Source organism: Pontibacter liquoris (assembly GCF_022758235.1).
Classification (GTDB): domain Bacteria; phylum Bacteroidota; class Bacteroidia; order Cytophagales; family Hymenobacteraceae; genus Pontibacter; species Pontibacter liquoris.
Genome location: NZ_JALEBG010000001.1, coordinates 3,206,235 through 3,217,459 on the forward strand (window position 1 = coordinate 3,206,235; position 11,225 = coordinate 3,217,459).

The 11,225-nt window shown below is 53.2% G+C and carries 8 protein-coding genes; all 8 read right to left on the bottom strand.

Annotated features, from left to right (window positions below; translation table 11 throughout):
• Nucleotides 1-3: 3 nt before the first annotated feature.
• Nucleotides 4-2,781 carry a TonB-dependent receptor gene (locus LWL52_RS13325; RefSeq protein ID WP_242920704.1) on the bottom strand — a complete coding sequence of 926 codons (2,778 nt, stop codon included), beginning with the start codon at nucleotides 2,779-2,781 and terminating at the stop codon, nucleotides 4-6.
• Nucleotides 2,782-2,868: 87 nt separating this feature from the next.
• Nucleotides 2,869-3,645 (bottom strand): hypothetical protein, encoded by a 777-nt coding sequence (locus tag LWL52_RS13330; protein ID WP_242920596.1) that lies wholly within the window; start codon nucleotides 3,643-3,645, stop codon nucleotides 2,869-2,871.
• A gap of 621 nt (nucleotides 3,646-4,266) precedes the next feature.
• On the bottom strand, nucleotides 4,267-5,409 hold the full coding sequence (locus tag LWL52_RS13335) for a glycosyltransferase (RefSeq protein WP_242920598.1): 1,143 nt from the start codon (nucleotides 5,407-5,409) through the stop codon (nucleotides 4,267-4,269).
• A complete protein-coding gene (locus tag LWL52_RS13340) occupies nucleotides 5,409-6,383 on the bottom strand; it encodes a glycosyltransferase family 2 protein (protein ID WP_242920600.1) in 975 nt (324 codons plus the stop codon). The genes LWL52_RS13335 and LWL52_RS13340 overlap by 1 nt, the downstream gene beginning before the upstream one ends.
• Nucleotides 6,384-6,388: 5 nt before the next feature.
• Nucleotides 6,389-6,907 (bottom strand): DUF4199 domain-containing protein, encoded by a 519-nt coding sequence (locus LWL52_RS13345; RefSeq protein WP_242920602.1) that lies wholly within the window; start codon nucleotides 6,905-6,907, stop codon nucleotides 6,389-6,391.
• Nucleotides 6,908-6,934: 27 nt separating this feature from the next.
• Nucleotides 6,935-7,444 carry a DUF4199 domain-containing protein gene (locus LWL52_RS13350; protein WP_242920604.1) on the bottom strand — a complete coding sequence of 170 codons (510 nt, stop codon included), beginning with the start codon at nucleotides 7,442-7,444 and terminating at the stop codon, nucleotides 6,935-6,937.
• A 52-nt stretch (nucleotides 7,445-7,496) separates the two neighbouring features.
• A complete protein-coding gene (locus LWL52_RS13355) occupies nucleotides 7,497-8,768 on the bottom strand; it encodes a dihydroorotase (RefSeq protein WP_242920606.1) in 1,272 nt (423 codons plus the stop codon).
• 1 nt (nucleotide 8,769) lies between these two features.
• Nucleotides 8,770-10,773: a BatA domain-containing protein gene (locus LWL52_RS13360; RefSeq protein ID WP_242920609.1), complete on the bottom strand. Its 2,004-nt coding sequence runs from the start codon at nucleotides 10,771-10,773 to the stop codon at nucleotides 8,770-8,772.
• Nucleotides 10,774-11,225: the final 452 nt, after the last annotated feature.

Consider the following 11,225-nt stretch of genomic DNA (forward strand, 5'->3'; position numbering starts at 1 on the left):
GCGCTAAAATTTAAAGTTGTAGGTGATGGTGGGAATAGGCCGCCCGAAGATGGAGAGCTTGTACCCGTTTATTTTGCCGTTCTCCGATTTAAAATAAATGGAGTAAGGATTTTGCCGGCCGGTCAGGTTATAAATTGCCAGCGTCCAGGAGCTGTGGGCTAGCTTTTTGATCTTATGGTTGCCTTCGATGTTCATGGCAAAATCTACCCGGTAGTAATCCGGCACCCGGTAGGCGTTGCGTTCGGAATAATAGATGCGGGGGCTGTTGCCGGCATTATACCGGGCCAGCGGCAGCGTAATGGGCCGGCCGGTGTTATAGGTAAAGTTAAGCGAGGTGCTAAAGCGCTGGCTGAAGCGGTAATTGCTGATGAGGGTAAAGTCGTGGGGCTTGTCGAAATTGCTGGGGTACCAGGCGCCGCCGTTTATCTTCTCGCCGGTTTCCTCGTCATCCACGCGTACCAGCGTGCGGGCGTAAGTATAGCTCACCCAGCCGTTGAGCTTGCCCGTGGCTTTTTTAAGCATCACCTCCACGCCGTACGCCTTACCCGCGGCATTGACCACGTCTGTTTCGATGTGGTGGTTCATCACCAGCGCTGCGCCGCTTTTATAATCGAGGAAATCCTGCATCCATTTATAATAGCCTTCCACCGAAAGCTCAATGGTATTTGCCCGGAAGTTGCGGTAATAGCCCAGCGCCACCTGGTCGCCTACCTGGGGCTGGATGTTGCCATCGCTCAGCTTCCAGATATCAGTTGGCGACATGGTGGTGGTGTTGGAAAGCATGTGTATGTACTGCCGCAGGCGGTTGTAGCTCAGTTTTACAGACGAGTTGTCCGTCAGCCCCAGCCGCGCCGAAAGTCTGTACTCCGGCCCGTGGTAGGTGGCAATAGACTCGCCGGCTTTATACGTCACCGTGTCCTGGATCGTGCTTTCCGACCTGGAAGCGCCGGGCGCATACGTGTATACCTGCCGGGCACCCAGCGCCTGAAACACCGAGTAGCGCAGCCCGAAAATAACCGATAGGCGCGGGCTCTCATCAAACTTGTCGGAAGCATAGAGGGCGCTCTCCAGGGCTCGCTCGGTTTGCAGCCGGTCCGGCGCCACCAATGATTCCGGGCCATTGGGCAGCAGGCTGCCGGCATTTACATGGTAGTAAATGGTGCTGGCGCCAAAATCAACGGTATGCTTCGAAGTAGGAAAGTAGCTGAAGTCGGCCTGCACGTTTTCCTGGTTCAGCCCGAAGGTCAGTTCCGAGGCATTGACCGGGTTCTTCTCGCTTGTCACTTTGTAATCGTAATGGCTATGGGCACCGGTAAATACGCCGTAAAGCTGGTTTCGGAAGATGTGCTTCCATTTGAGGCTGGCCGTCTGGTTGGTGAACTGGTAGAGCGTATCGGCTGCCAGCCTAAAGCGGTCTTTGCTGCGGTAGCCCGTCAGATAAAGCGTGTTCTTCTCATTCAGCTCATGGCTGATGTGGGCGTTCAAATCATAAAAAGAGGCTTTGCTCTCCCGGAAGGATTTATTGGGCAGCTCCCCGAGTAGCCAGTCCGAGTACGTGGTGCGGCCCCCGATGATAAAGGAGGTCTTGTCTTTTTGGATGGGGCCTTCCAGGGTAAGGCGGCTGGTGAGCAGGCCGATGCCGCCCGAGCCGGCAAAGGTTTTCTTATTGCCATCCCGCCCGATCACCTCCATCACCGACGACAAGCGTCCGCCATAGCGAGCTGGAACACCGCTCTTATATAGCTCCACCGTTTTGAGCACATCCGGGTTAAAGGCCGAGAAAAAGCCGAACAGGTGCGAGGGATTATAGATGGTGGCATCATTGAAAAGGATCAGGTTCTGGTCGGTAGAGCCGCCGCGCACGTTCAAGCCGGTGCTGCCCTCTCCCACCGATTTCACGCCCGGCAGGGTAAGCACCACCCGCAGAATATCCGTTTCGCCAAAGGCGGTGGGCACCTGTTTGATAGTGCGGATATCGAGCCGCTCCATGCCCATCTGCATGCCCGACACATTGCGGTCCTTCTCAGCCTCTACCAGCACTTCTTTCAGCGTCCGCACGTCTTCGGCTACGTCAATGTCCAGCTTTCCGTCGGAGTAGAGCATGATCTGGCGGCGGGTGTTCTGCAGCCCGATCGCTTTTACCTTCAGTTCGTGGCGGCCCACAGGCAGGGTGAGGGAGTAATACCCATACTCGTCAGAAGTGGTGCCCACCAGCGGCGATTCAATGTAGACAGAAGCCCCGATGATCGGCTCGCCGGATTTGGTGTCGCGCAGGTGGCCGGCCAGGCTAGCGCTGCCGCTGGGGTTGTCTTTCTTTATGCCGATCTCATAAAGCTTGAGCTCCGAAGCGGCTTTACGGGGGCTCTTATCTGCGGATGGTGTATAGGCGATTGTTGCTTGGGGTTGCTTTTTTTCTTGCCCGGCGCCGGATTCAAAGTAGTTTTCGGGCAGCGCCACGCTCAGCTGCTGCCCTTTGGTAATGAACACCCGATTCCCGACATCAATGGCAAACTGAAAGGGCGTATTTAGAAAGATACGGCTGAGCACCGCCGGCAAAGGCTGCTCGCGCACCTGCAACGTTATGGAAAGGCTATCAGTAGCCACAGGGTTGAAGTAGAAATGGTAAGGGGTTTGGGCCTCCACGGCCCGGGCAAACTCCTCCAGGGTAGCCTGCTTAAAATCGCCGCTTACCAGCACGCCTGTGTTTTGCTGCGCCTGCGCCTGCCTGGCAAAACAAACAACCATCGTAAAAATCAAAAACAGGCGGTACAGGTGCGTCATAGGAAATATACTGGGGTTGTCGTGTGCTTTTCGGGTAGCTGCAGCCGTTGCTTTTGCCTGGCTTATCATTTTCGAAGTATAACCCGGTTAAGGTGTATCGCTGCCCGGCTCCTTTTCATCGGCAAGGCTGTCGTAATAGGTGACCAAAGCCAGGATGGTCTCTTCGCGCTTTTTCCGGAACCGCAGGTGCTCCCGGGCGGCATACTTGCGGAGCTGCTTCTTTTTATCGCGAAGTGCGGCATATACCGATCGCTTGCTGCTCACGGGCTGACAGGTGCCGTCTTTGCAGATATAACGCCTGTCGTCTACGTGATACTCGCCCTCCATGCCGCGGTCTGTTGCCCGCTCCTGCAGGTTCTTGCTGCGCCGCACCAGAAACTTTGTTTGCTTGCTGTACAAAACATCATACATGCCCGGCTGCAGCGCCTCGTGGCCGTTGCCAAAGCGTGCGAAGGTGTGGCCCTGCACCCGGAACGTGTCGATCTTTGCGTTAATGAGCTTCATCTTATTGCCACTGACGTTGTGGGTGATGATCACATCGTCGTGCAGCACATCGTAGAGCATAAATACCGGTTTGTGCCAGGCACCGTCGTAATAGATACTGCCGGCCGAAAAAGTATTCGATCCGAAAAAAGGGTGCCCTTCCAGGTAAGGTTTGTAATCGTCGACGTACTCGGTGCCGTTGTAAAGGTGCGTCTGCATCCCGACCGTTTCCTTGTAAGCCTGCACGGCATTCCGCACAGCCTTTTGCACGAAGGCTGTATCGGGAGCCACCGCCTTTTGTGCCTGGCCCACCACAGCCGTACCCCCAAGTATGGCGATTAAAACAAGTAGGATAAGGGCGTTGGGTCTACAAGGCGGCATGTTCCAAATAAAAACTTATGTTTAAACTAAGGTAAGTTATACTTAAAGCGTAATCCAACCAAGTATTGTTAGAAGTATATTTTTATACTTGCTCCTGCGCATTCGGGCATGCTCATACTTTGTAACCCAGCTCCTTAGCTTACTTCAGATCATTATGGTAAAGGGCGCATTGCGGGTGTGTTAGCGGGGTGTTTCTACTGTAAGGATAGCAGCAGCCAATTCTTAGTATAACCAGCAGGCGTGAACATCCCCTATCCTGCAAAGGAGGACTTTATCCGATAATGTAAAATATTTTACCTCTCGGTGCAGATTTCCCCCTTAGAAGACAGGGCTGTTTCATGCTTCATTTGCTGGCGCGGTTTTGTAACCCGTGTTTTCCATGTCCTGCGGATCTGTAATCCAACCCGGACAGAAGCCCAAGCGATAGCATGTCACAAGTATGGACGCTCGCGAAATACTTTTTTTATCAGAATGAAACGACACTGCCTTCGAAGGCAACTCTTGTTATTCGCTGGCTTAACAGCTCCTTACCTGCTTTTTCATAAAAACCATGAAACCGGATAAGACATCTGCTTGCGCATTGCATCAGCAGAAAAGGAATGATCAAGAAGATCCGGTGCTTTATACCTTGCCGGCCAGGCTCCATACTTCTGCCACAAAGTGGCGCCAGCTAAAGCGGTTCTTGTAGGACTGAATATTTCGGATAAAGGAAGGGCCTTTGCCGCTGGCATAAAAGTCGTGTATGGCCGCAGCGATCCGATGGGGATCAGGTTCCACCACATAGCCTACTTCGCCGTCCGGTACCAGTTCGGCCAGGCCGCCTACATTGGTTACCACCATGGGTTTGTCGAAATGATAGGCTACTTGGGTTACGCCACTCTGGGTAGCATGCCGGTAGGGCTGCACCACCAGGTCGGCCGCGCAGAAATAGTGGCGCACCTGGGCATTGGGTATAAAATCAGTGTGCAGCACTAGCTTATCTTGTAACTGCAACTGCGCAATCAGGACATGGTATGGCGCTGCCTCTTCGTAAAACTCGCCAGCTACCAGCAGCCGTATGTCGGGGCGTTGCGCCAGCGCGGAGTCTGCCAAGGCTTGCAGCAGCAGGTCGAGGCCTTTGTAGGCGCGGATAAAGCCGAAAAAAAGCAGGTAATTATACGTTGGGTCCAGGTCCAGCGCCGCGCAGGCTTCGGCCTTGCTCTCCGCATCACCGAAGTTATCATAAAGCGGATGCGGCAGGTAGAGGTTGGGTTTGCTGGGCGCAAACCGTGCCAAATCCTGTTGCACGGCCCGCGACATGGTCACAAAGCCCTGGCAGGAACCTAGAAAATAGTTGGTAAAGGGCAGGTCGCCGGGGCGCTTTTCGTGCGGTACCACGTTATCGGTGATGGCCAGCACGCGGCTATACTTGTTGCGGCGGATGATGCGGGCAATAGTGCCCAGGCAGGGCCCCATAAAAGGCAGCCAATAGCGGAAAATAACCAGTTCCGGCTTTTGCTTCCGGATGTAGTTGCCGGCTTTCCACCAGCTCAGCGGGTTTACTGAGTTGATGAGCACTTTGATGTCAAGCCCTTCGGGGGCCACTTCGTAGGAATACTGGCTCTTACCCGGAAACAGAAAGGACGGATACTGCAGGCTGAAGGTCACGATCTCCACACTATCGCCTGCCTCCTGAAAAGCGTAGGCCAGGCGCTCGTTGAAGGTAGCCATGCCGCCGCCCCGCAGCGGGTATGCCGGCCCCACAATGACTACGCGCCGCGCCATTATTTCTGGATGGAACCTACCCGCCCCCGGATCAGGTATTCGTTTTTCCGGTTAGCCCCCAGCGAGATCATCTCGGCCAGGAAACCGGCCAGGAACAGCTGCACGCCAAGTATAACGGCTACCAGAGACAGGTAAAACAAGGGCTGGCTCACAATATCGCGGGCGTGGCCGTTGGCATAAAGCTGGAACACTTTCTGCAGGATCAGCCAGATGGTAATGCCCAGCCCGACCACGAACATGAGCGTGCCCAGGGTACCGAAAAAGTGCATGGGGCGCTTTTTAAAGCGGCTCACAAACGTAATGGAAAGCAGGTCGAGGAAGCCGTAGATAAAGCGCTCCAGGCCAAACTTGGTGGTACCATACTTGCGCTCCTGGTGCTGCACCACCTTTTCGCCGATCTTGGTAAAACCGTTCCATTTGGCAATTACCGGTATGTAGCGGTGCATCTCGCCGTGCACTTCAATGCTTTTTACCACCAGCTGGCGGTAGGCTTTCAGGCCGCAGTTAAAGTCGTGCAGCTGAATGCCCGAGAGCTTGCGTGTGGCGGCGTTAAAGAGTTTGGTCGGGATGGTTTTGCTGGCCGGATCAAAGCGCTTCTTTTTCCAGCCGCTCACCAGGTCATACTTCTGGTTTTTGATCATGTCGTACAGCGCCGGAATTTCTTCGGGGCTGTCCTGAAGGTCGGCATCCATGGTGATGACCACTTCGCCAGCGCTCCGGCGGAAACCCTCGTTCAGGGCGGCCGACTTGCCATAGTTGCGGTTAAAGCTGATGCCCTTTACGGCATTATCCTCTTCGCTCAGGTCGGTTACTACTTCCCAGGAGCGGTCGGTGCTGCCATCGTCCACCAGAATTACTTCGTAAGAAAACTCGTGCGCGTGCATCACGCGTTTGATCCAGCGCACGAGTTCAGGCAGTGATTCCTCTTCGTTAAAAAGCGGGATCACGACCGAGATATCATAAGGGTATTGCATGTAGTCTATTCAAACTCAGGTCGTTTGTTCTTCATGATGGCGGCAATGATCAGCGACAGGATAAAGCCGATAATCAGGAACACCGCCATCGAACCAAAAATCATTGTAAGCGGGTTCTGGAATTTTTCCGCCATTCCAAGGGCCATTTCAATCTGCTCATCGCTCAGGCCCTGCTCCAGCATCTTGGCACGCTGCACCTCCTGCATGCGCGCCATAAATCCCGGATCGATGTAGGTGGAATAAACATAGGAGAAAATGCCTGAAAACAGGCCGAAAATAGCCGATAACAGCGCACCCAGCCCCAGCCCCTGGCCATACGACAGGTAGCCATAGTTGCGGGCCTTAAACTCCTTCATGGCAAAAATCAAACCTGCTGCCAGAATAACGTATACGATCCAGGTCAGCCAGGCATTGGTCGCCTGATCGAGTATGTTCAGGATCAGCGTGTATACAATACCTACCAGGGCCGTTATAAAGCCATACTTAAGGGCAACAGCGGTAACAGAGGGTTGATTTTCAGTCATGGTGATTGGTTTATGGTTAGACGTTTACTACTTACGAAAAAACACGGCCGCCACCAATGAAAATAACAACCCCGCAAAGATCCTCCGCACAAAATCATCTGTTGCCAGCATACCTGGTGTAATCGAACTGATGGCTTTGTAGCCCTGCTCGTACATTTCCTTGCCGATAAGCTTTATCTGCTCCTCGCGTGTCTGCTCCAGCAGGGCCTGCGTTTCGGCAATATGTTGCTGCAGCAGCCCTGGCCCGGCCAGGTACACGAGTATAAATACGAACATGGCCGTGCACAGCGCCGCATAGAACGATACGGCAAACCCGACGCGCAGCCCTTTTCCGAAGCTTATCTCCCCCTCATGAAATTTTTTATAATAGCGGATGGCCCAGAAGATGAAGAACGGAATGGGAATAAAGCTGACCCGACCGAAATCGCCAAAAGGATTAGCGCCCAGAAAGTATAGCACCAGTACCAGCGCAAAACAGGCCAGCCCACACAGTACGCCGTAGCGCACACCCACCCTTACTATAGCTTGATTAAACATTTGCCTCCGTCTTGCTGTCCTTTACCACCCACTAAATATAGGTATAAATGTATTAAAAAGAATCCTGCAGTACTACCTGCCCTTTGTGAATGATACCCAGCACGCTGCCGGTAAGCTGGCGGCCGAAGAAAGGGCTGTTATCGGATTTGGACCTGGCCTTTTCCGGTGCCGGTACCCAGGTGCGGGATGGATCAAAGAGCGTCAGGTTGGCTTTTTCTCCTTCTGCCAGGCGTGGCTGCGGTAAGCCAAGTATGCGGCGCGGGTTGGTTGTCAGCTTTTCTACCAACTGGGCGGTACTCAGGGTATCGCTCAGGGTGGTGTTGGCCACGGCAAAAGCAGTCTCCAGGTTAATGATACCGAACTCAGCCAGGTCAAATTCCAGCTTTTTAGACTCCGTATCCTGCGGCACGTGCGCTGACACCAGCGCATCGATGGTGCCATCTTTTAAACCTTCTTTGATGGCTTGTGCATCGGTCTGCCCTCTGAAAGGCGGCGTTACTTTGTAGTTGGTATCAAACGGGGGAATCTCCTCGTCGGTAAAGGCCAGTTGGTAACTGGCCACGTCGCAGGTTACCTGCAGGCCGGCTGCCTTGGCCTGGCGGATTGCTTCCACAGCGGCTGCCGTAGAGACCAGCGAGAAATGCAGTTTGCCACCGGTATAAGCCAGCAGTTGCAAATCGCGCGTCACCATCACTTCTTCGGCCAGCGCCGGAATGCCTTTCATACCCAGGCGCGTACTTGCCTGCCCTTCGTGCATCTGGCCATGGTCGCTCAGGCGGGTATTATCGGGCCTGTTAAGCAGCAGGCCATCAAACGATTGCAGGTACTGCAGCGCCTTTAGCAGCACGTCCGCGCCCTGTACCGGCCGAGTGCCGTCGGTAAAGGCAAGAGCGCCTGCCTGGTGCAGGTCTATCATTTCGGAGAGGTCTTTGCCATCTGTGTCTGCTGTAACGGCTGCCAGCGGGTGCAGTGTAACCGGCAGCAAAGCCGAGCGGCTTTTAAGGTAGCTTATACCTGCTTTGCTCTGCACCACCGGTTGGGTGTTGGGCAGGCAAAGCACTTCCGTAAACCCCCCTGCAGCCGCAGCGGCGCTCAGGCTTTCCAGGTCTTCTTTGAACTCCAGCCCCGGTTCGCCCACGGCTGCATACATATCCACCCAACCTGCTGATACGCAGAGGTTTTCAGTTGAAATGACCTGGTCGGCTTCCGGCTCATCCGGACCGATGTAGGTGATCACGCCGTTCTCAATAAGTATGTGCTGTTGCTGCTGGTGAAAAATGGATTGAGAATCGTAGATTGTTGCTGCCCGCAGTAATATTTTCATGTTAGAGGAATCTGATAAGGGCTATTTCAGCCATCAAGAAAATCAGACACAATATTAGACAATATTTCCAAAGCTTGACGCCAAAAAATCGTTTTTCGAACGCAGCTTTCGCCGAAAAGGCATCATCATAATCATAAACATGGACATTGGTCTGATTTTTTGTGACCAGCTGCCGCAGTTCATCGGGTGTATACTGGGCCAGGAACGATTCTTTTTTGGCGTAATTAAAGGCCAGCGTTGCCAGCACCGAGTCCTGCAGCTGCAGGGTATAAAAACCGGCATCGGCCATGGCTGGCGGCACTGTAAATAATAGCTTGCCGCCCTGCACCCGCTGCTCCGGTATCAACTCCAGGCTATCTTTTTTTAACGTATACACGCCTTCCTTGCCCTTGCTGCCGGCTGCGGGTACCTGAATTGTCGTGTTATCCAAGGTATAGGCCAAATCCTGTTCCTGCTTATAACCTGCAATAGCTATTTTATACATGATGGGCACAAACAAGGCATGGCTTGCCAGCGTGTTATAGGCTGCCTCCAGGGGTGCTGCCAGCAAGTATAAACGCCCATTCCCCCTATCGAAGCGGGACAGGAATGCGCCGCCGCCTCTAAACAGGAGAATATCTTCCGAAGCCCTGGACCAGGCCAGTGTGCGCACAGAAGCTGGCATTTCGACCTTTGCATCGTAAGTAGAGAAGATACTTTTGAAAAAGGGATTATCGGACTTTGGTGCCAGCACATTTACTTTGATACTGCCCGTAGCGGCCCCTGTTATACTTGCCGGAATGCTCAGGTTCTGGAAAAGATTTGCATAGCTTCCTGCCTCGGCTTCCTGGCCTGGTATAACGGCCACCGTGCCCCCGGCTTTCACAAAATTAGAAACCGTGGCAGCGAGCGCCGGGGTTATACTTGGTAGCCCGTTCAGGAGCAGCACATCGGCACCGGCCAGCCGGCCATAGTCGATCTGGCTGCTGGTATACTCCCGAAAGGTAAACGCCGGTTCACTTTTGTAGAGGGCGGCCAGCGAGTCCTCCGGCTTATCCGTCAGTGCGATTACGGTGATATTAGCCGATGGCGCAAGCGTAAAGTAGTAGGTATTATCAAACTCTACCGGATAATCATCAATGATGACAGAGGCTTGCTGCGCCTGGCGCCTGTTCAACCGGAAGCCGATCACGGCCTCGGCCGTTTGCTTTGCAGGAACGGCTATACTTAGGGCACCTGCCTGCGCCCCACCGATAAAGAGCTTGACGGGCAAGGCATCCACTGCTTCGCCTCCGCTGTTAAAGAGCTTTATATGCAGCATGTTCTCTGCATCCTGGCGCACAAAAGCATCTTCCAGGTATACCGAATCGATGGCGACATTATTAGTCTGCGCTGCCTGCAACGGCACTAAGTGGAGCTGCACGGTTGTATCAAGCGAGCGAAAAAGATCGGGCTGAAAGGTGCTCTTCTGGAAATCCGAGATCAGAAAGACATTGCCTGTACCGCTCAGGGTCTTCTTACTTACAAATTCCGGACGGGCTACATACGAGAGCGCATTTAAGGTGGCCAGCACATCCGCACGCTGGTGCACGCCGGCATGTTGTTCCCCAGCAGCAATCAGCGAAAAAGAAGTAGTGGGTGGGAAAAGAGTCGCAATACTCCGGCCCCTGTCCACGGCCATACTTAAGAGGTCGACATCCTGATCGGCACTCCGGTTCTGCATACTAAAGGAGTTATCCAGCCATAAGGTGACATGCGATGTATCCGCGGCAGCCTGTTTATCGGAAGCAGGTATAAAGGGTTGCGCAAAAGACAGCACCAGGAAGACGATAAACAAAACCCGGCACAGCAGGATAAGCCATTCTTTCAGATTCCGTTGGCTGGCAGTAAGATCTTTGGAAACTTGGATAAACCGCACATTACTGAACTGCACGCGTTTTGCACGCCGCAACTGAATAAGGTGCAGGATAATAGGGATCGCAATTGCCGCGAGTGCAAATAAGAATGACGGATACAGAAAGGTCATAGCCTCAAGGTAGAGAGGTTTGAAGGAAAAAGCAATGCGAAAGCAGAAGAGAGATGCTTCCGTGGGCCTTATTACGGGATTATGTGCCCTGTGGCTGCCAAGGGTTAGAAAGAAGTGAAGCGATCAAGGCTTTATTATAGCGATACTTCTGCTATAGAATAGCAATTTTGATTAAGGCCGCTCTGGGCTTTCCGCCATTGGATATCGCTGGCTTCGCCTATTATGTTGGATGCATGCGTGGCTTTAGGCGCAGAGCAAGGGAGATAGACTTGATTCGTGTGAAGTATAAACTAACCGACTATCCTTTCTATAAATAGAAGTTGCTACACATTTGCAGCTAAAGGAGATCGCCTATGTATACGCCAGCCTCTTTACCAGGTAATAGGTATACTCCTCTGCTTTAGGAGTTGGTATAGGGTAAAAACAGCAACACCCCCTGTTCCGTGAAGGAG

Bases quoted from the DNA above. Each gene is read 5' to 3' on its own strand.
- LWL52_RS13325 (WP_242920704.1), bottom strand. From the start codon at position 2,781: ATGACGCACCTGTACCGCCTGTTTTTGATTTTTACGATGGTTGTTTGT.
- LWL52_RS13360 (WP_242920609.1), bottom strand. From the start codon at position 10,773: ATGACCTTTCTGTATCCGTCATTCTTATTTGCACTCGCGGCAATTGCG.
- LWL52_RS13355 (WP_242920606.1), bottom strand. From the start codon at position 8,768: ATGAAAATATTACTGCGGGCAGCAACAATCTACGATTCTCAATCCATT.
- LWL52_RS13330 (WP_242920596.1), bottom strand. From the start codon at position 3,645: ATGCCGCCTTGTAGACCCAACGCCCTTATCCTACTTGTTTTAATCGCC.
- LWL52_RS13345 (WP_242920602.1), bottom strand. From the start codon at position 6,907: ATGACTGAAAATCAACCCTCTGTTACCGCTGTTGCCCTTAAGTATGGC.
- LWL52_RS13335 (WP_242920598.1), bottom strand. From the start codon at position 5,409: ATGGCGCGGCGCGTAGTCATTGTGGGGCCGGCATACCCGCTGCGGGGC.
- LWL52_RS13340 (WP_242920600.1), bottom strand. From the start codon at position 6,383: ATGCAATACCCTTATGATATCTCGGTCGTGATCCCGCTTTTTAACGAA.
- LWL52_RS13350 (WP_242920604.1), bottom strand. From the start codon at position 7,444: ATGTTTAATCAAGCTATAGTAAGGGTGGGTGTGCGCTACGGCGTACTG.